The organism is Campylobacter sp. BCW_4338 (assembly GCF_001763255.1).
Lineage (GTDB): Bacteria > Campylobacterota > Campylobacteria > Campylobacterales > Campylobacteraceae > Campylobacter_D > Campylobacter_D jejuni.
Genome location: NZ_MJYJ01000024.1, coordinates 1 through 25,564, shown reverse-complemented (window position 1 = coordinate 25,564; position 25,564 = coordinate 1). Strand labels below are relative to the sequence as shown.

General features: G+C 30.7%; 18 protein-coding genes, 1 other RNA gene and 2 pseudogenes. 11 read left to right on the top strand and 10 right to left on the bottom strand.

Annotation, left to right across the window (positions count from 1 at the left end; translation table 11 throughout):
* Positions 1-70 precede the first annotated feature (70 nt).
* Positions 71-1,732, top strand: a complete 1,662-nt coding sequence (locus AJN69_RS02165; RefSeq protein WP_070287676.1) for a 4Fe-4S dicluster domain-containing protein — start codon at positions 71-73, stop codon at positions 1,730-1,732.
* On the opposite strand, the pseudogene AJN69_RS02160 reads toward AJN69_RS02165, so the two are convergent.
* Both AJN69_RS02160 and AJN69_RS02155 read right to left on the bottom strand, forming a co-directional pair.
* Positions 1,725-2,533 (bottom strand): annotated as a pseudogene (locus tag AJN69_RS02160) (alpha/beta hydrolase). The gene AJN69_RS02165 and the pseudogene AJN69_RS02160 overlap by 8 nt on opposite strands.
* Entirely contained in the window at positions 2,530-3,825 is a 1,296-nt protein-coding gene (locus AJN69_RS02155) for an MFS transporter (protein WP_070287674.1), read from the bottom strand. The pseudogene AJN69_RS02160 and the gene AJN69_RS02155 overlap by 4 nt, the downstream one beginning before the upstream one ends.
* Before the next feature lie 166 nt (positions 3,826-3,991).
* Between AJN69_RS02155 and rdgB the strand changes: the two genes are divergently transcribed.
* Complete coding sequence (gene rdgB, locus AJN69_RS02150) at positions 3,992-4,594, top strand: RdgB/HAM1 family non-canonical purine NTP pyrophosphatase (protein WP_070287673.1); 603 nt, start codon at positions 3,992-3,994, stop codon at positions 4,592-4,594.
* A 30-nt stretch (positions 4,595-4,624) separates the two neighbouring features.
* Here rdgB and AJN69_RS02145 read toward each other — a convergent pair whose 3' ends face one another.
* The 6 genes from AJN69_RS02145 to mqnE are packed head-to-tail and all read right to left on the bottom strand — an operon-like array spanning position 4,625 to position 11,268.
* A complete protein-coding gene (locus AJN69_RS02145) occupies positions 4,625-7,096 on the bottom strand; it encodes an RND family transporter (protein ID WP_070287672.1) in 2,472 nt (823 codons plus the stop codon).
* Complete coding sequence (locus AJN69_RS02140) at positions 7,096-7,665, bottom strand: ABC transporter substrate-binding protein (RefSeq protein WP_002893960.1); 570 nt, start codon at positions 7,663-7,665, stop codon at positions 7,096-7,098. The genes AJN69_RS02145 and AJN69_RS02140 overlap by 1 nt, the downstream gene beginning before the upstream one ends.
* Positions 7,666-7,674: 9 nt before the next feature.
* Positions 7,675-8,373 carry a VacJ family lipoprotein gene (locus tag AJN69_RS02135; RefSeq protein ID WP_002882682.1) on the bottom strand — a complete coding sequence of 233 codons (699 nt, stop codon included), beginning with the start codon at positions 8,371-8,373 and terminating at the stop codon, positions 7,675-7,677.
* Between the two features lie 44 nt (positions 8,374-8,417).
* Positions 8,418-8,861, bottom strand: coding sequence for a phosphoribosyltransferase (locus tag AJN69_RS02130; protein ID WP_002853580.1), 444 nt, complete (start codon positions 8,859-8,861; stop codon positions 8,418-8,420).
* 13 nt (positions 8,862-8,874) lie between these two features.
* The gene (locus AJN69_RS02125) at positions 8,875-10,194 is read right to left on the bottom strand and encodes an NCS2 family permease (protein ID WP_070287671.1); all 1,320 of its coding nucleotides are present in this window, start codon (positions 10,192-10,194) and stop codon (positions 8,875-8,877) included.
* A 9-nt stretch (positions 10,195-10,203) separates the two neighbouring features.
* Positions 10,204-11,268 carry an aminofutalosine synthase MqnE gene (mqnE, locus tag AJN69_RS02120; RefSeq protein ID WP_070287670.1) on the bottom strand — a complete coding sequence of 355 codons (1,065 nt, stop codon included), beginning with the start codon at positions 11,266-11,268 and terminating at the stop codon, positions 10,204-10,206.
* A gap of 142 nt (positions 11,269-11,410) precedes the next feature.
* Here mqnE and AJN69_RS02115 point away from each other — a divergent pair, with 142 nt between their 5' ends.
* The 4 genes from AJN69_RS02115 to fumC are packed head-to-tail and all read left to right on the top strand — an operon-like array spanning position 11,411 to position 20,136.
* The gene (locus AJN69_RS02115; RefSeq protein ID WP_070287669.1) at positions 11,411-13,759 is read left to right on the top strand and encodes a nucleotidyltransferase; all 2,349 of its coding nucleotides are present in this window, start codon (positions 11,411-11,413) and stop codon (positions 13,757-13,759) included.
* Between the two features lie 4 nt (positions 13,760-13,763).
* Entirely contained in the window at positions 13,764-15,560 is a 1,797-nt protein-coding gene (glmS, locus tag AJN69_RS02110) for a glutamine--fructose-6-phosphate transaminase (isomerizing) (RefSeq protein ID WP_002871078.1), read from the top strand.
* A 2-nt stretch (positions 15,561-15,562) separates the two neighbouring features.
* Positions 15,563-18,688, top strand: a complete 3,126-nt coding sequence (locus AJN69_RS02105; protein WP_070274169.1) for a S8 family serine peptidase — start codon at positions 15,563-15,565, stop codon at positions 18,686-18,688.
* 56 nt (positions 18,689-18,744) lie between these two features.
* A complete protein-coding gene (gene fumC / locus AJN69_RS02100; protein WP_070287668.1) occupies positions 18,745-20,136 on the top strand; it encodes a class II fumarate hydratase in 1,392 nt (463 codons plus the stop codon).
* A 28-nt stretch (positions 20,137-20,164) separates the two neighbouring features.
* On the opposite strand, the gene AJN69_RS02095 is transcribed toward fumC, so the two are convergent.
* Positions 20,165-21,208, bottom strand: a complete 1,044-nt coding sequence (locus tag AJN69_RS02095) for an AI-2E family transporter (RefSeq protein ID WP_044780168.1) — start codon at positions 21,206-21,208, stop codon at positions 20,165-20,167.
* Positions 21,209-21,211: 3 nt separating this feature from the next.
* Positions 21,212-22,219: a Holliday junction branch migration DNA helicase RuvB gene (ruvB, locus tag AJN69_RS02090; RefSeq protein WP_070233719.1), complete on the bottom strand. Its 1,008-nt coding sequence runs from the start codon at positions 22,217-22,219 to the stop codon at positions 21,212-21,214.
* 90 nt (positions 22,220-22,309) lie between these two features.
* Here ruvB and AJN69_RS02085 point away from each other — a divergent pair, with 90 nt between their 5' ends.
* The 5 genes and pseudogenes from AJN69_RS02085 to AJN69_RS10495 form a co-directional block, all read left to right on the top strand.
* A complete protein-coding gene (locus AJN69_RS02085; protein ID WP_002783915.1) occupies positions 22,310-22,720 on the top strand; it encodes a hypothetical protein in 411 nt (136 codons plus the stop codon).
* Positions 22,721-23,079: a transfer-messenger RNA gene (ssrA, locus tag AJN69_RS02080) on the top strand.
* Positions 23,080-23,291: 212 nt separating this feature from the next.
* Positions 23,292-23,759 (top strand): C4-dicarboxylate ABC transporter, encoded by a 468-nt coding sequence (locus AJN69_RS10505; protein ID WP_070274168.1) that lies wholly within the window; start codon positions 23,292-23,294, stop codon positions 23,757-23,759.
* The gene (locus tag AJN69_RS10500; RefSeq protein ID WP_250578761.1) at positions 23,728-23,964 is read left to right on the top strand and encodes a hypothetical protein; all 237 of its coding nucleotides are present in this window, start codon (positions 23,728-23,730) and stop codon (positions 23,962-23,964) included. The genes AJN69_RS10505 and AJN69_RS10500 overlap by 32 nt, the downstream gene beginning before the upstream one ends.
* A 120-nt stretch (positions 23,965-24,084) precedes the next feature.
* Positions 24,085-25,557, top strand: a pseudogene (locus tag AJN69_RS10495) (autotransporter outer membrane beta-barrel domain-containing protein); the annotation flags it as partial.
* Positions 25,558-25,564 lie beyond the last annotated feature (7 nt).

Genomic DNA, 25,564 nt, shown 5'->3' with positions numbered 1-25,564 from the left:
CTTAAGAAAATATTTGGTTATTTTAACATAGAATTTATAAAATGATGTTTTAAAGAGATTAAGGAAGACAATGCAAGATTTTGTTTATATAAAAAATGATGTTTTAATCCCTTTGCCTGATGCTATTGAAATTTTAGATCAGGTAAATGATAAAGAAGCGTTAATTTGTAATGATAAAAATCAAAAAGCACAAATTTATGCCCCTGAGATTAATTTTTATCTTAAAAATTCTCAAGATGAAATTTTAGAGCAAAGTAAAAATGTCTTAACGCTTTATGAAGCAAGAGCTAGCGTTTATGATTTAGGGCTTGATTTAGAGCAAAGCAAAGAAGTGAAAAATCGTTTGATTTTAGTAGATAGCGATACTCAAACCGTAGAGTTTTTAAAAGAACATGGATTTAAGGTTATTGCTTTAAGCAGTGCAGAAATTTTAGCTGTTTTTGGAAGTGTAGGGGAACTTTGTGCTGTGGTTAAAAATCAAGGCGAAGAAGTGGAAATAGATTTTGATTTTTTACTTTTTAAAGCTGAGGATTTAAGCGTTGTGCGTAAAGATTTTACAAGACAAAGTGGATGTTATAATCTTTTAAATTTTGAAAATCTTGAAGTATTGTTGGAGTTTTTGCAAAGCAAAAGTCCAAAATATCATTATAAAACTTATATTAGCTATAATGCTAGCGTGTGCCAATACCACGAAAGACGCAGTGAGCATTGTGCAAAATGTGCTGAAATTTGTCCTACTGTGGCGATTTTGAAAGATGATGAAAACAAACATTTGGAATTTTCTCAAGTGGATTGTTTGGGTTGTGGAGGATGTATTAGTGTGTGTCCTAGCGGATCGCTTGATTATGCTCCTATGCCAAGAGAAAGTTTTTTTACCCTTTGTGAGTTTTATAAAGATAAAAAAATTTTAATCATTCCTAAAAAAATGTCTTTAGAAAATTTGAATCTTGCTTTACCAAAAGATGTTTTACCCTTTATGATAGAGGGTGAAAAATGGCTTTCTTCTATGCATTTTTTAACGCTTTTGCAAAATAGTGGAGCAAATTTGGTTTTTTATACGGATTTTGTATCTCGTGGTAGCAACGAGGCTATTGTACTTTTAAATACTTTTTTTGAGAGAAAATTTCAAAAAAAAGCTATTTTTGTTGCTAAAGATGAAAAAGAATTGCAAAATGTTTTAAAAGAGCAAGAATTCATACAAGATTTAAAATATGATTTTCATAACAACACCTTAACTACAAGAGAAAATTTTGCCAAAAGAATGCAAGAAATGATAAAAAATGAAGATTTTGGTGGTATAGAAAGTGGCGAATGGTTGCGTTATGGTAAGATAGAAATTAATCCTAACACCTGTACGCTTTGTCTTTCTTGCGTGGGTGCCTGTAATGTAGGAGCTTTAATCGCTGACAAACAAGAAAATGCTTTGAAATTTAATGCTTCTCTTTGCACGACTTGTGGGTATTGTGAGTTAAGTTGTGCTGAAAAAGATACTTTAAAATTAGTTCGTAGTGGAATGGAGTTTAGAGCTTCTTATTTTGAATATCAAACCATGGCAAAAGATGAGCTTTTTGCCTGTATAGAATGTGGTAAAGAATTTGCCACCAAAAAAGCTGTAGAAAAAATAGCCAATTTAATGAAACCTAAATTTGGTAATGATGAGAATAAAATCAAAACACTTTATTGTTGTGCAGATTGCAAGGCAAAAGTGATGATAAAAGCAATGATTAATTAAGATCAAGAAGCTTTTTCATCCACAGCATAGCTTTAGATATGACACTTCCATGAGTTTCATTTTTAAAAAGTTTAAAATGAGTTTTACAATTAGTTTCTTTGGATATTTTTTCGCTAAGTTTTTGAGCATTGAGCTTAGCTACACCTTTGATAATACTTGAATTTGTTTCCAATGAACCTAATCCGATGTAAATTTTAGGGCAAGTTTGTAATTTTATGATGTTAGGTAAAAACTCACTATTATCCCACCATAAAGAAGGAGAAATAATAAAATAATGACTAAAAATCTTACTATCATAAAGAAGTGTATCAATGGCAAAAAGTCCTCCAAAAGAATGTCCAAAGAGAATTCGATGGCTAAAATCAATAGGATACATTTTGTTGATATAAGGGATGAGTTGGGTTATTAAAAAATTTCTAAATTCTTTACTATCTCCACCTTGTTTATTTAAATTTGTTGTAGGCGTATAATCTTTAGTGCGTTTTTGTGTGTCAAAAGCTAAATTATTATCATAACCTATTCCAATAATTAAAAGATTTTCTTTGACAGGAGTGTTGAAAAGATTTAAAAAAAGAGGAAAAAAAGCATTTCCATCGAGTAAATAAATGATTTTATATTTATAATTTGAGTTTTCATTCTTGTTTTTAGCTATAAAAATTTTATATATTGTGTCATTATAATTAAATTTGACATTTTCTAAAATAAAGTTTTGTTTTGCTTGTTTCGAGAGCTTGGGTATCTCTAGACTTGGTTTTGCAAAAGCTAGAAAAAAGAACAGAATAAAAATAATATTTTTTTCATAATTTTTCTTCTAATTCTTTTTTATTTGTAAGTTTGCTATCAAATTTAACAACAAGATTTTTAGAGTTTTTATAAATATCTACAACCCCTAAATTTTCACTAAAACTACTAAAATTTAAAGGTGTGTCTAAAGGTAGATAAAGGTTTTTAAAATCAGCTGGATTTTTTAAGAAAAATAATGCCACAAGCCAAATTAGGGCTAAAATTACTAAAATAATAGCCAAAAGATTTAAGGCATCTAGATGTAAAAATATCCCTCCGATAATACCACCTATAAAACTTCCACCATATCCAAAAGCATTAAACAACCCTAATGCCGCACCTTTTTCATGAACTTTACAAAATTTTGATGCACAACTTTGCATAATAGGTTCGTGTAAATTAAAACCTATAAAAAAAATCACAACTGCTATGATAAAAAAATCCATAGAATTACTAAAAGCAAAAAAAAGATAAGAAAGTATGAAAAAAACAATTCCTAAGAGTAAAATTTGTTTAGCTAAACCTCTTTTTTCACCTAAACTTCCAGCAAAGCCCATAGCGATAAAACCTGCTACCATAGAAGCGCTATAAACAATCCAAAGTTTATCAGAAGCAAAGCCTAAATGTTTTACTAGAATAATAGGAATACTTAAAAATGCTATACTCATAAGCATTTTTTGCATGAAATTAGTAAGATTCATAAGGGCTAAATTTTTTTGTTTAATAAGATGGAAAAAAGGAGTTTTTTCATTTTCATGAGTGATTTTATTTTCTTTAGGTACAACGGTATAAAGTAAAATTATACATAAAAGAGACAAAGCTGCACTAAGATCAAAAAGGCTAGATAAACCCCATTTTGCACTCATTAAAGGAGAGATCACCATAGAAGCTGCAAAACTAAGTCCTATAAAAGAACCCATTACCGCCATGGCTTTACCACGATTTTCTTCTGTGATAAAATCACTTATCATTGCCGTAGCTACTGCTCCAATAGCTCCTGCACCTTGGAGCATTCTCCCTAAAAGCATGATGTAGATATTTTCCGCAAAAGAGCAGATTAAAGAGCCTATTATAAAAATAATCAGTCCAATGAACATGGTTTTTTTACGACCAATTTTATCACTTAAAATTCCAAAAGGCATTTGTAAAATCATTTGGGTTAAGGCGTAAACACCAACTAAAAGTCCCACTAAAAATTCATTAGCACCTTCAAGTTTTAAAGCATAAAGACTTAGAACTGGCAAAACTATAAACAGCCCAAAAAATCTTGTTCCAACTATGAAAGATAAGGGTAAGACATTATTTAGCATTATCAATTTCCTATTAAATTTGAAATTTAAATTAGGATAATTTTACTATGAAATGGATTAAGCGTTGATTAACATCGTTTTATCATTTGATATTTAAAAGCTACGCACAAGGATAAATTTTATAAAATCATATTTTTGTTTTTGATATTATTTTGGAGCTTTTGTTATGAAGATTATCCTAGCTACGAGCAATAAGCATAAAGTTTTAGAACTTAAAGAAATTTTAAAAGATTTTGAAATTTATGCTTTTGATGAAGTTTTAATGCCTTTTGAGATTGAAGAAAATGGAAAAACTTTTAAAGAAAACGCCTTGATTAAAGCAAGAGCGGTTTTTAATGCTTTAGATGAAAAACAAAAAAAAGATTTTATCGCTTTAAGTGATGATAGTGGCATTTGTGTAGATGTTTTAGAAGGAAATCCAGGAATTTATTCTGCTCGATTTAGCGGTAAGGGCGATGATAAAAGTAACCGTGATAAACTTGTCAATGAAATGATAAAAAAAGGTTTTAAACAAAGTAAGGCGCATTATGTTGCTGCTATTGCTATGGTGGGTTTGATGGGGGAGTTTAGCACGCATGGAAGCATGCATGGAAAAGTAATAGATACAGAAAAAGGTGAAAATGGTTTTGGTTATGATAGTCTTTTTATTCCAAAGGGTTTTGATAAAACCTTAGCCCAACTTAGCGTGGATGAGAAGAATAATATCTCTCATCGTTTTAAAGCCTTAGAGCTTGCAAAAATCATTTTAAAGATTTTAAATAAAGGATAAAAATGAAAAATTTTTTAAAATATATAGCTATTATTGTTTTAATATATGCTCTTTATGTTGGTTTGGAAACTTGGTTTTCTTAGAATAAATAGTAATTAAAAAGCTTGGTAACAAGAACAAACTTCCACTTAAAAGCAAAATCATTACAAAAACGGTTAAAATTCCAAAATAAATTGTTGGAATGAAATTGCTACTCATCATCACGCTAAAACCTAAAACTATGCTAATTGTGGTATAATAAAGTGCCGAACCTATACTAAGGTGAGAAATCATAATGGCTTCTTCTAGGCTTTTGTTTTTAATTTCTTCCCTAAAACGATAAATATAGTGCAGGGCATCATCAACGCCTATGCCTATAGCAATAGCAGCTATAGTAATACTCATCATATCCAAAGGAATACCTAAAAGTCCCATAAGAGCAAAAACCACGCTTAAAGGAATAACATTTACTAATATAGCCGCAACTGAAAATTTTAAATCTCTAAAAACAATGATAAAAAGTATAAAAATAGTTAAAATTACAAATATAAGAGTATCAAATTGCGATGAAAAAAGACTTTGAAGCATATTATTATAAAGCACCATTATACCTGTGATTTGTACTTCTACTCCATCGTTTTTTACAAGCTCGTTGAGCTGTTTTTTAAGATCTATTAAAAACTCATTACGTCTTAAATTCGGATCAGAGTCAACAATACGCATACTAAATCTTAATTCGTTATTTTCTATGCTTACAAAAGGTGAGAGTAAGTCTTGTTTAAATTTAGCAGGTAAATTCTCATTTAAAAACGCAAGAGCAAAATCATCTAAATCTTTTCCATCATTGATATTTTTCCCTAGAGTTAAAAGACTATTAAGACTTAAAACCGAGCCTACAAATTCTTTGTTTTCTAAAAATTCATGAACTTTTTTTGCAATACGTGTTTTTTTAGAGTCAAACCAATAAGTTTCTTGTGTGGCCAAATTTTCAAATTCACTTTCAAAACTATCAAGTGCATCGCTTATATTTTGATCGTTTTTATTATTTGGAAAACGAATAATCACTTCTAAAGGCAAGGTTCCACCTAGATTTTTATCAATAACCAAAAGTCCTTTTTTGATTTCGCTACCATCTTTGAAATAATTTACAAAAGAATTTTCAACTCTGAGTTTTGAAATGCCTATTAAAGCTAAGATTATAGCAAGAACTGAAATTCCATAAATCATGCGACGCTTTTTAGGATCAAGAGCGGTTTTAGCACAAAAGGCTAAAAGATTAAATTTAAACTCTTTTTTATGATAATTTTTTGGTTTTAAAAGAACCAAGATACTTGCTAAAAATAAATAACTAAAGATAAGAGCTAAACCTATACCTATACTCATCATAATACCAAGTTTTATGATAGGTTCGATATTTGATAGGATTAAAGAAAAAAATCCTATCATCGTTGTAACAATGGCATAAAGGCTAGGATTTGCTTTGGCTAGTAAGGTTTCAAGCACTATGCGCTCAACTTTAGCTTTGGGATGATTTTGGGTACTTTCGATAAAATGCGTGATCAAATGAACAACTACACTTAAGGTGATAATTAAAACTAAAGCAACGTAATTTGATGAAATAACTGTGATTTGAAAATTTAAAAGTGCAAAAACTCCACTAGCCGCACTTAAGCTTATAAAACAAATAAAAAGAGGTAAAAAAACAAAACGCCATGAACGGAAAAAATAATAAAGTGCAAATCCCAGTAAAAATACAAGAGAAACACCATAAAGCACAAGATCAGATTTTATATAAGCTATCATATCATCAGCGATCATGCTTACGCCACCAAGGTAGAGCGTATCTTTGTTTTTTTCATAATTTCGAACTATGCTTTTAATAGTATCTAGACTTTGTTTCGTGATAACTTTTTGCTTGTTTTGATGTTCTTTTATGGCAAGACGAATTTGATCTTTTTCTTTTTCATCGGTAGCAAGATCGCGTTTTTCTATAAGGTTATTATAAACTGTATCAGGCTTTAAGTAAATAATAAGCCCTGTTACTTTTCCATCTTTTGAGATGATATTATTTTTGTAAAAGGGACTATTTAAAATTTCATTTTGAGCTTTTGTGCGGTTTATGTCTAGGCTTTCTATATTTGGGATATTTTTTAAAAGTTCTTTTAAATCCGTATTTTGCGAACTTTGAAGCAAAGGGGCATTGATGATACTAAAAACGCGTTCTACTAAAGGGGCTTTTTCTAATTCTTCATGAAGTTTTTTTAATTTGGCTAAATTTTCATTTGAAAAAGGTTTTTCATCATAGGGTTTGAAGGCTAAAAGTAAAAAATTATCACTTTTATAATGTTTTGAAATTTCTCTAAAAGTTTTTAAATCTGCATCATCTTCTAAAAGTAAACTTTCAGCACTTGCATCTACACTAAGCTTAAAAGCAAAAAAGCTTAAAAACAGGCATATAAACAAGGTTCCAAAAAAAGTACTTTTTGGACGAGAAATAAAAAACTTTAAAAGCTTTGCAAACATTATTCTATGACAATACTTTCAAGTTTTTGAAGCAGGGCATCAAAGCCTTGGTTGGCTAAAATATCTCCAAATTGTGATCTATAAGTTTGTACTATACTCACACCTAAAACATCTACATCATAAATAAGCCAGTTATTATTATCATTGTAAAATTTAAAAATGATATTTTTTTCTTCCCCATCTACTACCATAGAAGTAGTTAAAAAATAGCGTTTTTCATTTTTTAACTCACCATTTTTGACCTTTAAAACCTGATCTTTATAAAGACTGAGTTTATCGGTAAAACTTTTTTTAAGACTTGTTTCAAAGGCTGTGGTAAATTTTTCTTGTTCTTTTGGGGTTAATTTAGAATAATTTTTCGAAAGACTGAGTTTTGCCATGAGTTTATAATCTATTATGCTATCAAAAAGTTTAAAAATTCCATCAGCAGCTTGTTTTTTGTCTTCTTTGCTATCTTGTAAAAGTTTTAAGCTTGCATCAATGTTTTTTTGCATAGTACTAGAAATTTCATCTAGCTGTAAGGCAAAAGCATTAAAAAATAAAGCCAAGATTAGAAATATTTTTTTCATTATTTTCCTTTATTTGCTAAGTTCATTGCGTCTTTGCTCGTAAGCATCACGCAAGAATGGATATAAATTAGGCGTGTTGTGATAAATTTCATCAATTTCATCAAGTCTAAAACTAAGTTCATTACCAAATCCATAAGCACTTATAGCTATACTTGCCCAAGTAGGATCAATGTAAGCAGTAAAACTTGCATACCAAGTTGCAGGTAAAGCAAGAGTATCTCTAAGATTACTAGGGCCGAGTATAGGTAAGACAATATGAAAACCGCTTCCTACACCCCAGTGAGCCAAAACGGTTCCTAAGTCCGCGGGATGTTTTTTAAGACCCATTTTTGATGCCACATCCATAAGTCCACCAAAGCCCATAATGGTATTGGCGGTAAATCTTTTAAATTCTTCTCCCGCTTCTTCAAATTTAAACTGCAAAACATTGCCTATAAAACGCAAAGGAGCAAGTAAATTATCAAAGAAATTTCTTACTCCTAATCTTATAAATTCAGGAGTGATAGCGTTATAGCCCTTAAGAACGGGACGCAAACCATAATCATACAAAGCCACATTAAAGCTTGTCATAGCTTTGTTATATCCTGAAAGTGGATCGTTTACTTGATAGTTTTGGTATTCTTGTTCAAAATCATCTAAATTTTGTTCTTTAGCAAAAGCAAAAATAGTAAAAAAAATTAAAATAAAAGATATAAATTTTATTCTCAAGCAAAAACTCCTAAAAATTTTAAAAGTAAAATTATAGCAAATTTTTAATCAAGATTTATATCCCAGTAAAAATCCACCCATTCAGTAGCTTCTTTTACTTTAAAATCAGGCTCTAAAAGAGCAGTTTTTTTATAAAAAATGGTTGCAATTTTAAGTTCTATATGAGGAAATTTTTCAAGCAAAACTTTTTTTATTTCTGCTAAACTTTCTCCACTATCTACTATATCATCAATGAGTAGAATTTTTTTGTGCTTGCTTAAATCAGGAATATTAAAAATTTCAATAGTATCAAGTTTTTTTGTATTATCGTAATGAATTGAGTTTAAAGCAAAAAGCTGACGCGTTTTTAAAGCCACTGCTAAAGAGTGTCCTAAACTCATCCCTCCTCTTGCTATAGCTAAAAGTGCATCAGGATTAAAATCTTTTTTAATTTCTTTAGCAAGAATTTTTACATCTTCTTTAAATTCTTCATAGGAGTAAAATATCATTATATATCCTTATTTATTGTAGTGCTATAAGTAGAAAATTACCCAAAGATAATAAACTTAAAACTATAATGCCAAGGTTGATTTTATCCCATTCGCGTTTAAAAATTCTTACAAGTAAATAAGAAAGAAAACCAAAAGCAAAACCTGTGGTGATGGAGTAAGTAAAAGGCATCATGATAATAGTAAAAAAGCTTGCTACGGCTATAGCACTATCTTTAAAATCTATATTTTTAACTTCCATAAACATTAAAATTCCAACCATTACAAGTACGGGGTATATTGCGTTTGCAGGAATGGCTTTAAAAAGTGGCAGTAAAAAAAGTGTAAAAGCAAAACAAATAGCCACAACTAAAGCTGTAAGCCCCGTTCTTCCTCCACTTTCAACCCCTGTAGTACTTTCTACAAAAGCAGTAACTGTAGAAGTTCCTGTTATAGCTCCTAAGGCTGATCCTGTTGCATCTGCCATTAAGGTTTTGCTTAGTTTTTTTTCTCCATTTTTGGGATCATTAAAAATCTTTCCTCTTTCACCCACACCTGTGATAGTTCCTATACTATCAAAAAGTTGAGTGATAAAAAAAGTAAGAATTATAGGTATCATAGTAATATTTAAGGCACTTTTGATATCAAGTTGTAAAAAGATGGCTCCTAAACCATTTTCCATGCTAAAATTTGGCAAAGAAAAGATTTGCACAGGAAAACTTGCATTATCTAAATGAAAAATCCAAGCGATAATAGAGCTTGCTAATACCCCCAAAATAAAAGCTCCGCGAAGTTTTATAGCCCAAAAAAAGATGATTAAAGCTAGAGTAAAAATTCCAAAAAACACATGGGGGATTTTGAAATTTCCTATGCTGACTAAAGTATCTTTATTATGCATTATCACACCCATTTGACTTAAGCCTAAAAATGCAATAAAACAACCTATACCGGCACAAATTGCAAGACGTAAATCTTTTGGGATATTGCGGATTACCCAAAGGCGAAAATGCGTAAAGGAAAGTATGAGAAAAATAATACTTGAAATAAAAACAGCTCCTAAGGCACTTTGCCAAGCTATGTTTTGACCTAAACAAACTGCAAAGGTAAAATAAGCATTTAAACCCATTCCAACACTCATAGCTACAGGAGTATTGGCAAAAAAAGCATTAAAAGCACTTGCAACTATGGTGATTAAAGCTGTTGCGGTGATTAAAGCTTCTATGGGCATTCCTGTATTTCCTACTATGCTAGAATTTACGGGGATAATGTAAACCATAGCCAAAAAAGTAGTAAGCCCTGCTATAACTTCAGTTTTAAAACTCGTATTGTTTTCTTTGAGTTTAAAAAAGTCCATTTTTTCTCCTTAGTAGGTTTTTAGCTCGTTATATAAACTATCGCGTTCTACAGGAATAAGATTTGAAGTTTTTATCATATCGATAAAAGTTTTTAAACTTGTGCCTTTAGCAGATTTTGCACCACCTGCACTTTGTATGCTTTCTTTTTCTATGGTGCCGTCTAAATCATTAGCTCCAAATTCTTGTGCTACCATGGCTAAATTTAAAGTCATTGTTGCCCAGTAAGCTTTGATATTTTTAATATTATCAAGCACTAAACGAGCAATGGCAATGGTTTTTAAAATTTCTTCACTATCCATGATTTTATCAGTTTGTATAAAGCTATTATCCCTTTGCCAAACTAGAGGGATAAAAGCATTAAATCCACCGGTTTGATCTTGAAGATCACGCAGTCTTAACATATGATCGATCCTGTGATGTCTTTCTTCTATATGCCCAAAAAGCATGGTAGCATTACTTTGTTTGCCTTTTTCATGCCAAAGTTTATGAATTTTAAGCCAATTTTCACTGCTAACTTTTCCATGACAAATTTTCTTACGCACTTCTTCATCAAAAATTTCAGCTCCACCGCCTGGCATGGAATCAACGCCGTATTCAAGCATTTTTTCTATCACTTCTTCATAGCTCATTTTAAAACGACGATGTAAAAAATCAATCTCGGCAGCAGTCATAGCTTTCACATGAAGATTGGGATATTTTTCTTTTATCATTTTAAAAATTCCTAAGTACCATTGCCAAGTTGTATCTTTGTTGTGAGCTGAAACGATATGCACTTCTTTGGTTTCTCGTTTTACGGTTTCATCAACAATTTTCATGATTTCTTCATGAGTTATCAAATAAGGATTAGGATTTTTTCGGTGTGCTGAAAAGGCACAAAATTTACAGGTATCTGCACAGATATTAGTTGGATTGATATGACGATTGATATTAAAATAGACTTTTTTTCCATGAAGTTTAGTGCGTTTTTTGTGAGCGTATTTGCCTAGGGTAAAAAGATCTAAATCCCAAAGTGCATTGGCTTCTTCTTGGTTTAATCTTTCTTCATTTTCTAGTTTGGTAATTAAATTTTTCATTTTAATTTTACTCTTTTGCTGTTTTTAAATAAAGCATTATAATTTTTGCTTACTGAAAAAGAGTTTATAGAAAAAGCCAAAATAAAAGATATTTTTGTTAAGATTATTATTAAAATATTAAAATTTAAAGAGAGTGGAAATTTTGTTAAATAAAGAATTAGAAATTTTTAAAAAAAATCTTAGTTCCTATACCCAAAGTTGTAGAAAATTTTTTCTTAAGCAAGGGGCGTTTAGCTTATATCATTCTAAAAATATGGATAATTTCATAAAAAAAGCTTATGATATAGTTCTTAAAGATTATTTTGATGATTTTTCACCTCCAAGTGATAATATCCCTTTTTGTGTTTTAGCAAGCAAAGCATATGCAAACAATAGTCTTTGTTTTAATGAAAGTATTTCTTTGATTTTTGTTTATAAAGATATTAAGGCTTTTCATTTAAAACCTATGATTAAGGCTTTTATCGAAATTTTAAATGATGCGCATTTGCAAATTAATTCGGTTGTCTTAGAATTTAATGGACTTTATAATGCTAGCAATGAGCTTAAGACTTCTATAATACAAACTCGTTTCATATGTGGTTCTAGGATTTTATTTAAAGGGATTAAGACAAAATTTGAGAGTATTTTAAAAGAAAATAAAAATGATTTTGCCAAGCTTTTGCTAGAAAATTTTAAAGAATTTGATATTCCATTTATAAAGCAAGAATTTAATATCTTAAAAGATTTTGGCGGATTAAATCATTTAAGATCCTTAGAGGGTTTGCTTGTTCTTTTTAAGACTTCTCCAAAAAATTATGCTTTAAATTTTATAGATGAAAAAAATTTAAGCGAGTTACGTTTAGCTGGAGACTTTTTACTTTCTTTAAAATCAGCGATGAATTTATTAAGTGCTAAAGATGAGGATGAGTTTTTACTTATTAATGTTCATGACTTGAGTGAATTAATGTATAAAAAAGCTAAAAAACATTTTGGAGCAAATGAGTTGTTGGTTCAAAAGGCTTTGCAAAGTATGCATACTATAGGTTTTTATACACACTTTTTAGCAAAGCAAATTCAAGATGGATTAAATCATACTCTTAAACAAGAATATAAATTTAAAACTCTTGTGGAAGTTTTAGAATACTTATTAAAACTTGAAGATAAACAGGTTATTTTCGATCTTAACTTGGTTTTTGCCCTAAGAAGATTGAAATACGGTAAAAAAGATATAGAAAAAGCTTTAATGCTTTTTGAGAAAATTTTTTATAAAAGGCATAGTTTTTGTGTTTTAAAGCTTTTGCTTGATAGTGGAATTTTAAAAGATTTATGCAAGCCTTTTTGGACAGTTCGTTTTTTAAGTGATGAAGAAGGAAATTATAGTTTTGATGAGCAAGTTTTTCTTATGTTAAGTGAATTTGAAAAATACGAAGATGAGCTTGAGATACTCCAAAAACTTAAAACCGATGAAAAAATGATTTTAAAGCTTGTGATACTTTTAAGCGCTATAGAAAGTGAAAATGAAATTTCTTTAGCAGGCATATATAGAGCGTATTGCTCCAAATTTGATTTAAAGAATGAAATTTTAGAATGGGGTCTTAAAATATTTAAAAACAATAATGCCTTAAAAGATCTTGTAGAAAAAGAAGATATATATAATCCTATTGTTGTAAGTAGTTTGGTTTCTAAATTAGAAAATTTAGAAAATTTAGAGCTTTTATACACTTTAACTTGGCTAAAGGCTAAGGCTTTAAATTACAATGCTTTTTATTTTAGAGTTCTTGATAAACTTTTAGAAAATGCAAAACAAGGTTTTGAAGATGAAAATCTACTTGAAGAAAGCGCAAGAAGAGTAAAAAAAGAATTAACACTTAAAAGAAGTAAGATTTTTTTAGAGCAAGATGAAATTTTGCAAGATAAAATCATACATATCAAATCAAATCTTTTTATTATAAAAAATACTTTTGAAGATATTGTTATGATTTCTAAATTAGCCAAAGAAAATGATTTTAAATTTTGGTTTAGCAATGAAACAAATCTTAGTTTGCAAATTGTTGCACCACTTCATTTTAATATTGCCATTATTTTAAGTTCTTTAACAAATTTAAATCTTATTTTCATGAATTTTTTTGAACTTTTTGATGATAAAATTTATTTAAGATTTGAATATGATAATATTATCAGTGATGAACAAAAACTAAAACTTTGCGAGCTTTTAAATTCAAATCTTTCTGGTTTTAATTTGAAAAAAATTAAAAAGCCAATCATTAAAAAAGATGAGTTAAAATTAGACTTAAATTATTCTAAAATGTATGCCAAATTAGGTCTTAATACTAAAGATCAGCAGGGTTTAATGGCGTATTTGATGAATGTTTTTAATGAACTTGAACTTGTTTTATGTGCAGCAAAAATTCAAACCATAAGACAAAGGACGCGTAATATTTTTATTTTTCAAAAGAATGAAAAATTAGAACATAGCGAGCAAAAGTTAGTTAATTTATTAATAAGTGAGTAAAAAAATGTGTGGAATCGTAGGCTATATAGGAAATAATGAAAAAAAACAAATTATACTAAATGGACTTAAAGAATTAGAATATCGTGGCTATGATAGTGCGGGTATGGCAGTGATGCAAGAAGGAGAACTTAGTTTTTTTAAAGCTGTAGGAAAACTTGAAAATTTGGCGAATAAATGTACGGATTTTGAAAGTCAAGGTTATGGTTTTGCTATAGGTCATACAAGATGGGCAACTCATGGTAAGCCTACTGAAATCAACGCACATCCTCATTTAGGACAGTATTCTTGTGTGATTCACAATGGTATTATAGAAAATTATAAAGAAATCAAAGATAAACTTGAAAAAGAAGGCGTGAGTTTTTTAAGTCAAACAGATACTGAAGTTATTGTCCAGCTTTTTGAATTTTATGCAAGAAATTTGGGAGTTTTTGAAGCTTGGCAAAAAACCATCAAAGAACTTCGCGGTGCTTTTGCTACTTTGTTAGTAACAAAAAAAGATCCCAATCATGTGTATTTTGCAAAAAATGCTGCTCCTTTGATTATCGGTAAAAATGCAAATAAAGAATGGTATTTTTCTTCAGGTGATGCACCTTTGATAGGAAGTTGTGATGAGGTAATGTATCTTGAAGATTTAAGCTTGGGATACGCGAGTAAAGATGAGCTTGTCGTTTATGAAAATGATGTTTTAAAATCACTTTGTTTTTCTAAGCTTTCAGGCGATAAGGCTTATGCAAAAAAAGACGGCTTTCGTTTTTTTATGGAAAAAGAAATTTATGAACAAAGTCGCGTGATGAGTGAAGTGTTAATGGGACGTATTCAAGGCGATGAAGTCGTTTTTGATGAGCTAAACAATGAAGATTTAAGTCAAGTAGATGAAATCACGCTTTGTGCTTGTGGAACAAGCTATCATGCTGCAATGGCAAGTGCTTATTTGTTTGAAAGAATTGCTAAAGTTAAAGCTAAAGTAGAAATTGCAAGTGAATTTCGATACCGTGAAGCAATTATAAAAAAAGATTCTTTATTTATCGTTATTTCTCAAAGTGGAGAAACAGCAGACACTTTAGAGGCTTTAAAGATTGCAAAAGAGCAGGGCGCTAAGACTTTTGCAATTTGTAATGTGGATAATTCTAATATAGTACGTTTAGCACACCTAAGTCTTTTAACTCGTGCGGGCATAGAAAAAGGAGTTGCTTCAACTAAAGCTTTTGCCACTCAGGTTTTAACACTTTGGATGCTTGCTATTTTTATGGCGCAAAAAAGAAATTTAAATGTTTCTGCTGAAATTAAAGCGCTTTTACATACTCCAAATTGTGTGAGTGTAAAACAGGCTTTACATGAAAAAATTCATCGTTTATCCAAGCGTTATTTAGATGGACATGGCTTTTTCTTTATAGGTAGAGATGTGTTTTATCCTTTGGCCTTAGAAGGAGCTTTAAAACTTAAAGAATTATCTTATCTTCACGCTGAGGGTTATCCTGCAGGAGAGATGAAACATGGCCCTATTGCTCTGGCTGATTCTAAACTTTATACTATAGCTTTAATGCCAAAGCATATGCTTTATGAAAAAACAAAATCAAATGTTGAAGAGCTTATAGCTAGGGATTCTACAGTGCTTAGCATTTCGCCTTTAGAATTTGATTTGAGTGATGATTTTATAAAAACCAATGAGCAAGATCACTATATGTGTGAATTTTTTGAAATGATGATAATTACTCAACTTTTAGCAATGGAAATTTCTATAAGACTTGGTAATGATGTGGATATGCCAAGAAATTTGGCTAAAAGCGTAACGGTAGAATAGAAATGAAAAAATTTTTTTGTTTAACTTTCGTTTGTAAACTTTTTGCTTTAAGTGAATTTGAACTTCATCATATTGATAAAGTACATAAGCTAGGGTATAGTGGAGATACTATTATAATAGGTGTAGCCGATGATGCTTTTAATCAAGATCATATTAGTTTAAAGGATAAGATTTTAAAGTCTACTTATCCTACTGATACAGCTGGGAAACAGCTTATACCTGATTTGCAAAAATCAACACACGGAAGTCATGTAGCAGGTATAGCTGTTGGAGCAAAGATAGACGATAGTAAACCTTATGGAGTGGCTTATGGGGCAAAATTTTATGGAGCTGGGGTGTTTCCAAATGGCTCTTACACTCAAAATCCTAATATTTATAATTTTTTCAAAAATGTGAGTATTATTAATAATAGCTGGGGTATTAAATTTTATCCTTATTTTAATCTTAGGGCTTCAAATTCTGGATTAGTAGATTGTACTCAAACTAATCAAGGGAAAAGCTATAATATCTGTAATACTCCTTTGGAGTATGTTATGAAAGCAGATAAAGTTGCTAATGATATGATGAGGCTTAGCAAGGATAAGGGAGTATTAAATGTATTTGCTGCTGGTAATGAAGGAATTCTTAGCCCTGCTTTGCATGCGATTTTACCAAGTTATGATGAATCTTTAAGAGCTTGGTTGGCTGTTGGAGCTTTGGATGCAAATGAGATTACTTTAGAATCAGATGGGACTTTAACAATTAAAAGTCAAGGTTTGGCCGATTTTAGTAATGGTTTTAAGGGAGCTACGAATTTTTCTTTAGTTGCTGCTGGAGTAAATATTAATAATGTTGATTCAAGCACTAATGATAACTTTACAAAAAAAAGTGGAACTTCTATGGCAGCACCTATGGTGAGTGGAACAGCGGCACTGGTCAAGCAAAATTTCCCCTTTTTGGATGGTAAGCAAATTGCTGATATACTGTTAAGTACAGCAAATAAAAATTATAAGGCTCCAAAATTTACTGTTAAACAAGTAACCGATGGAACAAATCAACCTAAATTTCTTATTGTGTATATTTCGCAAGATCCACCTAAGATAGAAGATGAAATAAAACGGGATTTAAAACAGCTTTACAATGGAATGCAAGTTCAAGTTAATGGACAATGGATTGATTATAGTGATTATATTTGGGATAATAGAGATAGTGCGCAGTCGCAAAAACTTAATACTTCCACTATTAGTTCTATTAATGGAGTAGTTAGGGTTGAAAAAGAAGAATTATTTGGACAAGGAATTTTAGATGCACAAAAGGCGTTAAAAGGACTGAGTATTTTAGATGCAAACAGACTAAGCGATCAGGATGTATTAAAATATGATCAAGAACCTAATACAGCTTATTATACTATAAATACTGCAGGTTATGATGCTGAATTTTCTAATGATATTAGTCAAAGAAAATGGGATGAAAGTACTCATTTATCAAGCGCTATTAATAAACCTACACATTTAGCTAATCTTAACATAGGATTATCTAAAGAAGGTGAAGGTATTTTGATTATCAGTGGTCAAAATACTTATGAGGGTGCAACTTTAATCAAACAAGGAGAATTAAAGCTCAAAGGAAAAGTTAAAAATAATGCTTATGTAGAACAAGAAGCAATGCTAAGCGGTAATGGTATTGTAGGGCAAAATTTAAACAATAAAGGCATAGTTAGACCTGGAAATGAAGATTTGAGTGATTTAACCGTGCAAGGAACTTATACTCAAGAAGGAGTTGACTCTAAATTACAACTTGATTTTGGTAATTATAAAAATTCTAAACTGATTGCAAAAACTTATGATATTAAGAGCGGGAATTTAGAATATATTCCTTTACCTAAATACTATATCTTAAATAAGCCAGTGAAAATTAATTTAGGAGATTTGGAAAAAAGTTTATCATCTTTTAATCATGTTTTGGTGCAAAATACTTATGCTTTAAATTTTGACTTTGTTTTAAGTGATGATTTAGTGAGTATTAATAAAACCTTAATAAAACCTAATTTAAAACCCAATGCTTATGAAATTCCTAATACAAGCTTGGGAAATGCTTTAAGACAATTGCGATCTAGAGCAGACTTGAGTCGGACTTATCAGGAATTTTTTGCTTCTTTAGATAATGGAATAGATGTAAAGACTAAATTAAATAGAATAGAAGGTTCAGAGTATTTAAGCACTTTTAGTAATCATAATCAATCTAATTTGATACAAAATAACATATTGTTTACTCTTCATCCTCTTAATATTAATAATTTTGCACAAAACAATAATATGTTACTTGCTAGTGCTTATTTACCTAGAATTTTTAGTAATGAAGAATATTTTTGGCACCTTACTCCAAGCTATAAATACTATAAAGATAAAGATTTTTCAGGTCAAAAAACAGGTGCTAATATCTCTTTAGGAGAAAATTTCTCATCAGGCTTTTTAGCTTATGCTTTATCTCTTTCTAGCGCTAGATTTAATTTTAATAATGGTAGTGATTTGAAGAGTTATAATATGGACTTATTGTTTAATTATAACCATGATTTAGATTTTATAAAAATATTAAGTGGATTAGGTATAGGTGTAGGATTTAATACTCTTAATCGTTTTGTAGTAGAACAGCCAATTGAAGGCAAGTATAAAACATTGCAAACTTCAGCCCAGCTTGGTGTAACTAAAGATATTATTTTAGGTCAAGATTTTATTTTTAATCCTTTAATGTATTTTACACATAGTTTTTTTTATCAAGAAGATTTTAAAGAAAATAAAAGTCCTTTTGCTAAAAATTACGAAAGTTTAAAACATCATAGCATAAATGCAAATTTAGGTTTTAATCTTGCTAAAAATATAGAGCAAGATGATTATCAAGCTTCTTTTTCTAGTTTTGTAATTTTTGAAAAAAGAATTTATGGAAGAACTTTAGAAAATAAGGCTAGTTTTGTTGATTTTCCTATTGCTTTTATTCAAAAATATAAATTAAAAGATAATATTTTAAGTCAAGGTTTTAATTCAGAATTTTTATATAAAAACAATGTATTTTGGCAGTTTATGTTAATGAATAGATTTTCTCATAATGCCTATGAATTGCATTTAATGAGTTCAATAGGAAAACGTTTTTGAAAGTATTTATTTTTTTAGCTTATAATAAATAAAATTTTAATCAAAGGAAAAAAATTATGGAATACAGAGTTGAACATGATACCATGGGTGAAGTTAAGGTCCCAAATGACAAATATTGGGGAGCGCAAACTGAAAGAAGTTTTGAAAATTTTAAAATCGGTTGTGAGAAAATGCCAAAGGTTTTAATCTATGCTTTTGCAAATCTTAAAAAATCTTTAGCTTTAGTCAATAACAAACTTGGAAAACTTGATGATGCTAAGAAAAATGCTATAGTTCAAGCTTGCGATGAGATTATCTCAGGTAAATTTGATGATAATTTTCCACTTGCGATTTGGCAAACAGGTTCAGGCACGCAAAGCAATATGAATATGAATGAAGTTATTGCAAATCGTGCCACTGAAATCATGGGCGGGGATTTTCGCAAAGAAAAGCTTGTACATCCAAATGATCATGTTAATATGAGTCAAAGTTCAAATGATACTTTTCCAACAGCTATGAGTATAGTTGCAGTTGAGCAAGTAGAGAAAAAGCTTATCCCTGCGCTTGATGAGCTTATTGCAACTTTTGAAAAAAAAGTAAAAGAATTTGATGGTATTATCAAGATAGGACGCACGCATTTGCAAGATGCTACCCCACTTACTCTAGCACAAGAATTTAGTGGATATCTTTCTATGCTTTTGCATTCAAAAGAGCAAATCATCGCTTCTTTGCCAACTTTAAGAGAACTTGCCATAGGAGGAACCGCAGTAGGAACAGGGCTTAATGCACATCCAGAATTAAGCCAAAAAGTAAGTGAAGAGCTAACTCAACTTATAGGTACGAAATTTGTTTCAAGTCCAAACAAATTTCATGCTTTAACAAGTCACGATGCGATCAATTTCACTCATGGAGCTATGAAAGGTTTGGCTGCAAATTTAATGAAAATTGCAAATGATATTAGATGGCTAGCTTCAGGTCCAAGATGCGGTCTTGGCGAGCTTATCATCCCTGAAAATGAGCCAGGAAGTTCGATTATGCCAGGTAAGGTAAATCCTACCCAGTGCGAAGCTGTTACTATGGTTGCTGTACAAGTGATGGGAAATGATGCAGCTATCGGATTTGCAGCAAGTCAAGGAAATTTTGAACTTAATGTGTTTAAGCCTGTGATTATTTATAATTTCTTGCAAAGTCTTGATTTGTTGGCTGATTCTATGCATTCATTCAACATCCATTGTGCTGTAGGTATAGAACCAAATCGTGCAAAAATCGATCATAATCTTCATAATTCTTTAATGCTAGTTACCGCTCTAAATCCACACATAGGTTATGAAAATGCTGCTAAAGTAGCCAAAAATGCCCATAAAAAAGGTATTTCTTTAAAAGAAAGTGCAATGGAGCTTGGTTTGGTTAGCGAAGAAGATTTCAATAAATTTGTTGATCCTACTAAAATGATAGGCCCAAAAGCCTAGAACATAAAACTTGTCTTTTTAAGGCAAGTTAAATTAAATTCTTATCTTTTAAAATCACATACATTCTTAAAGTTGATACAAAAAAGGTTAAAATTGCAGGACCTAGTATAATACCCCAAAAACCAAAGGTAGAAATTCCTGCTATCATAGCCAAGAAAATTAAAAGTTCGTTGATTTTGGTTGGGGTTTTTACAAGTTTTTTGTTGATCCATTTGATGATTAAAGGTTTTATTAAAGTATCTGCTATAAAAGAAATTACAATTACAGAATAAATAAAAATAACAAGAGCTGAGTTAAGATTGTTTGAGGCAAATTCATAAAGACTTACAGGCACATAAATTAAAGCTCCTCCTATAGCAGGTATGAGAGAACTTACAGCAAAAATTACTCCCATTAAAATTCCATCATAACCATAAAACATTGTGATTAAACCAAAAAGTGCACCTTGAAATATCGCTACAATCACCATAGAGTAAAGCACAACAGCCATAACATTACCCACTTCGCTTAAAACATCATCGAGTTCTTTTTTATCAATAGGAATGATGGATTTAAGATAGATAACAAGTTCTGTTCCATATAGATTTGCAAAGAAATAAAACACACAAATTAAAACCATATCTATAAGAAATTTAGCTCCTGATTTTGTAAAACTTGAAGCATAACTTAGAATTTGTTTAGAAATGCTATTTAAATCTATAGAAGCTAAAAATTCTTTGATTTTAGGTTCTAAAAAATTAAAGCTTTCGGGCAAGGTAAATTGATAGTTTTTGACATAATCAAGTGTTTGTGTGACTAAATTGATATCAAAATTCTTTAAAGCTTTGGCAAGTTCTATCATGGCATAGACAAAAGGTGCAAAGAAAAGCAAAACCATGCAAGCTGTTGTAAGAATGGAAGCTAAAAATTTATGTCCTTTAGTAAGATTTAAAAATTTCGCATTGATATTTGAGGTAGCTACCGCCATTAAACTAGCTATGATAATCACAAGTAAAAAACCTTTAAAAAGATAAAGCAAAAGAAATAAAATAACTAAAATAAAGCTTATAAGAAAGATTTTTCCATTTTGCAAAATTTACTCCTCAAATAAAGTTTTTTCATAGTTTAATTTTAAAGCACTATAGCTTTTTGTGCTAGCTATACGCCCTTTTGCAGTGCGTTCTATATAGCCATTAGCAAGCAAATAAGGCTCGATTACATCTTCTATGGTATTTTCATCTTCGCTTAAAGCCGCAGCAATGCTTGCAAGTCCGATAGGTTTTTGCTTAGCAGCGGTTAAAAGTTCAAGATATCTTAAATCCATCGCATCAAAACCAAGCTCATTAACTCCTAAAGAATTTAAGGCCTCATTAGCCCTTTTTTCTGTGATAATCTCTTCATCATTAACATCGGCAAAATCTCTAACTCTTTTTAAAAGCCTTAGAGCTATTCTAGGGGTTGAACGACTTCTTTTAGCGATCTCAAGTGCGGCTTTTTCTTCGCAAGTTTTATTAAGTTTTAAAGCTGCTTTTTGCAAGATGAGAGCAAGTTCGCTATCTTTGTAAAATTCTAATCTAAATTGCATACCAAAACGATCTCGCAAAGGATTGCTAAGCATACCTGCACGAGTTGTAGCTCCTATAAGAGTAAATTTTGGCAAATCGATTTTTATGGTTTGAGCCGCAGGACCACTACCTATGATAATATCAAGGCGGTAATCCTCCATTGCAGGGTAAAGCACTTCTTCGATAGCAGGGCTTAAGCGATGAATTTCATCGATAAAAAGTATATCTCCTTCGCTAAGATTGGTTAAAATAGCGGCTAAATCCCCGCTTTTTTCTATCATAGGAGCGGCGGTTGTTTTGATATTTGCACTCATTTCATAGGAGATGATATTAGCTAGTGTTGTTTTTCCAAGTCCTGCAGGACCACTAAAAAGTATATGATCTAAACATTCATTGCGTTTTTTAGCTGCAGCTATAAAGACATTTAAATTTTTTTTAATGCTTTCTTGACCTATATAACCATCAAAATTTGAAGGACGCAACGAAGTTTCGTAAGTTTCATCAAAGGAGTATTTTTCTATTTCTACTATTCTATCCATATCTTTGCTTATATTTTGGAAAAATTAAAATAAGATTTTAGCTAAAATTTGCTAGAATTTACATTAAACTTTAATGATTATGGTTTAAAAATGGGAATTTTAACAAAATTAGAATTAGATTATGAAATTGACGATATAGAAAAATTTTTACAATTTTTTAGAACCATGTGCGATAGGTTTGAACCTTTAATCATCAAGCTTGGAAGCGATAGTGTGCGTTATAAAGAAGCTATAAAAGAGCTTGAAACTTTAGCACACAATACCGCTTGGGCAGCAAGACGCTTAAATCTTGAAGAAGTGACTGATTTTTGCGTATTTTGCGAAGAGATGATGGCACAAGCAAATCGCTTTAACGGGCCTGCTAGTGATGAATTTACGGATTGGATGCTTTTGATGAGTGATCAGTTTGAAAAATATTGTCGTTCATATGAAAATGATGATTCTGTTTTAGCGGTTTTTAATCCTTTAATTGTTAATGTTCCAAATATTATTTCTAAATAAGGGAGCGACTTGGCTTCGACAGGAGTAAGTCTGCTTAGATGGCATGTCGCTTTGGGCAAAGCGTAAAAAGCCCAAATAAAATTAAACGCAAACAACGTTAAATTCGCTCCTGCTTACGCTAAAGCTGCGTAAGTTCAGTCGAGCCTGAAATTTAAGTCATACTATCTAGCTTAATTTTCGGTCATTTTTGATAGTGTAGCCTTGCGTTTGACAAGCGTTGAGGTGAAATAAAGTCTTAGCCTTGCTTTTGAGTTTTGGAAGATGAGCGAAGTAGGGTGAAGTAGTCATCTTTGCTAAGCATGTAGAGGTCTTTGTGGGATTATTTTTGGACAGGGGTTCGATTCCCCTCGCTTCCACCATCATGCTAATTTTAAGTAAATCATAAGTTTATTTCAAATTTTTAGAATTTTTTATATGAAGTTAAGATCGATTTATTACCCTTAAAACTTTGATATATTAAGTTTTATAATTTTTCATTAAAAATTTATAGTTTTATTTTTAAGCTTATTTAAAAAAAAAAGGGGGGGGGTATAATTTTTCCTTCAGTTTAAATTTATTGAAGGAGAAACTTATGAAGAAAAATGCTTCGAGCAAGATATTGCTAAGCTTAGGTGCAGCAACTTTGCTTTATTCAGGTGCTTTTGCACAAGAAATCAATCTTACAGAGTCTTCAGATATAGGAAATTATTTTGAAGAAAATGGTAAGGATATCAATCTCAAAAATCCTGATAATTACAAAGGGCAAGATTTAAGTATTAAAATGGGCATTGGAGATTTACCAAGCGATGGCTCTGATAGTGCTGATTATCGATTGAACATTGATATCGGTAAAAACAATACTTTAAGCTTTAAACACAATAATGGCGACCATCCTGCTTATGTAACAAATTTAAATGCTACTGCTAAAGAGGTTAAAACAACAGATATAATTTTACAAGCTTTTGCACCTTCGGTGATTAATGGAGATTTAACTATGACTAGCTTAGGAGGTGAAGCCATTACCGAGGATGAAAAAAAGCTCAGGTATAATTCTTTATAATGGAACAGAAGGAAAAAGTGCTAATGATAGCTTAACTATAAATGGAAATTTTACCGCTAATGAAACTCTTTTTGCTACTTATGGAAATTTTGTTAAGGTAAATGGAACTGCAAATCTTACAAATTCAAATTTTGGACTTATCAAACGCTCTTATACAGACTTAGAAGCAAATAATGTAGTGATGGTCAAGCTAAAATTTCAATGAAGATATCTTAAAAGCAAAGAACAATGCAGGTGCATTACTTGTAAAATTTTAAATGATTATGTTTCAACTGATCTTCATGGCAAAGATGAATTAGAAACAGGAGCTGTTATAGATATTAGCGATGAAGAGAAATATGGCGATGGAATAAAAGGCTTAGTAGATTATAAACTTAACGTTCAAAACTGCGGTGGCAATAAATGCTTAGTGATCAATGGAGGTGCTACTGCAGCGGCTAAAAATTTAACTAATCAAATCACAGTAGATATAGATGCTATAGATAAATTGCTTAAAAATGAATTTGATCCTAGTCAAGAAGAAGAATGGACAAAAGTTAAAGAAGCCCTTGAAAAACAAAAAGAAGAGCTTAAAAAACTTCAACAAGAAGCTATGCAAAACGGCGGTAAAATCGATGATGAAAAATACGTTGATTTAGTAAATAAAAACTTAAATTTAAATCTTAGTGCTAATGATAAAGCTTCTATCCTAGCACTTCGTTCTATCACAGAACAATTAGGAAGTATAGGAGCAGATTTAGCAAGTAGAGAAGGTGTAAAACTAGCCCTACAAATCAAAAAAGACACAGACAATACAGGTAAATCTGTATCTAATCTCAATTCAGCTTCTAGTGCAGTAAATACCACTATGAATATTTCTAATGATGTTTCTATAGGTTCTCGTGTAGCAATGCTAAACAATCCTTTTGGAACTTATGCTTCTAAAATGAATGGCCTTAAATTTGCTGCTTTAGATAGTGATATGAGACCAAGCTATGTAAATGAATATACCAATAGTATTTGGGCTAATGCTTTTGGTGATGCTAACATTATCGATGGAGATAGTGGTGCAATGTATGGTGCTACCGTAGGGGTAGATAAACAAGCTAATGATAATATTTTATGGGGTGCTTATTTTACTTATGCAAATGCTAAAATCAAAGACAATAATTTAGAACAAAAAAGCGATAACTTCCAATTAGGTATGTATTCTACTATCAATATAGCTCCACAATGGGAACTTAATCTTAAAGCTTATGCTCAAGTTTCTCCAACTAAACAAGACAATATTCAAACAGATGGTGCATATAACTCAGATTATACAAGCAAATTCTTAGGATTTAGTGCTAATGTAGGTCGTGTGTTTGACTTTAGTGATAATACTTTATTTATTAAACCTTTTGCAGGGATAAATTATTATTTTAGTTATACTCCATCTCATACAGAAAATGGTGCTATTGCTAAAGATATTGATTCTATGAAAAACAATTCTGTAAGTGTTGAAGTGGGTGCTGAATTTAGAAAATATATGAATGAAAACTCTTATATTTTTGTAACTCCAAAAATAGAACAATTTGTTATCAATAATGGTGATGATTACACAGCTAATTTAGCTATAAATAATGCTTTCTTTACTAGTGTAGAAGCTAACAACAAGAAAAAAACATACGGACAAATTATCGTAGGGGGTAATGTAGATTTTACAAATCAACTCAGTATGAATCTTGGCTTTGGTGCTAAACAAATACTAGCAGGTAAAGTAGATAATAAAAATGAAACTTACTTAAGTGGTCAAGTAGGACTTAAGTATAAATTTTAATCTTAAA

What these genes read in the sequence shown, in the direction of transcription:
- AJN69_RS02165 (WP_070287676.1), top strand. Translation starts at nt 71, where the DNA reads ATGCAAGATTTTGTTTATATAAAAAATGATGTTTTAATCCCTTTGCCT.
- AJN69_RS02155 (WP_070287674.1), bottom strand. Translation starts at nt 3,825, where the DNA reads ATGCTAAATAATGTCTTACCCTTATCTTTCATAGTTGGAACAAGATTT.
- AJN69_RS10505 (WP_070274168.1), top strand. Translation starts at nt 23,292, where the DNA reads ATGAAGAAAAATGCTTCGAGCAAGATATTGCTAAGCTTAGGTGCAGCA.
- glmS (WP_002871078.1), top strand. Translation starts at nt 13,764, where the DNA reads ATGTGTGGAATCGTAGGCTATATAGGAAATAATGAAAAAAAACAAATT.
- AJN69_RS10500 (WP_250578761.1), top strand. Translation starts at nt 23,728, where the DNA reads ATGAAAAAAAGCTCAGGTATAATTCTTTATAATGGAACAGAAGGAAAA.
- AJN69_RS02140 (WP_002893960.1), bottom strand. Translation starts at nt 7,665, where the DNA reads ATGAAAAAAATATTTCTAATCTTGGCTTTATTTTTTAATGCTTTTGCC.
- AJN69_RS02125 (WP_070287671.1), bottom strand. Translation starts at nt 10,194, where the DNA reads ATGGACTTTTTTAAACTCAAAGAAAACAATACGAGTTTTAAAACTGAA.
- AJN69_RS02145 (WP_070287672.1), bottom strand. Translation starts at nt 7,096, where the DNA reads ATGTTTGCAAAGCTTTTAAAGTTTTTTATTTCTCGTCCAAAAAGTACT.
- fumC (WP_070287668.1), top strand. Translation starts at nt 18,745, where the DNA reads ATGGAATACAGAGTTGAACATGATACCATGGGTGAAGTTAAGGTCCCA.
- rdgB (WP_070287673.1), top strand. Translation starts at nt 3,992, where the DNA reads ATGAAGATTATCCTAGCTACGAGCAATAAGCATAAAGTTTTAGAACTT.
- AJN69_RS02105 (WP_070274169.1), top strand. Translation starts at nt 15,563, where the DNA reads ATGAAAAAATTTTTTTGTTTAACTTTCGTTTGTAAACTTTTTGCTTTA.
- AJN69_RS02085 (WP_002783915.1), top strand. Translation starts at nt 22,310, where the DNA reads ATGGGAATTTTAACAAAATTAGAATTAGATTATGAAATTGACGATATA.
- mqnE (WP_070287670.1), bottom strand. Translation starts at nt 11,268, where the DNA reads ATGAAAAATTTAATTACCAAACTAGAAAATGAAGAAAGATTAAACCAA.
- ruvB (WP_070233719.1), bottom strand. Translation starts at nt 22,219, where the DNA reads ATGGATAGAATAGTAGAAATAGAAAAATACTCCTTTGATGAAACTTAC.
- AJN69_RS02130 (WP_002853580.1), bottom strand. Translation starts at nt 8,861, where the DNA reads ATGATATTTTACTCCTATGAAGAATTTAAAGAAGATGTAAAAATTCTT.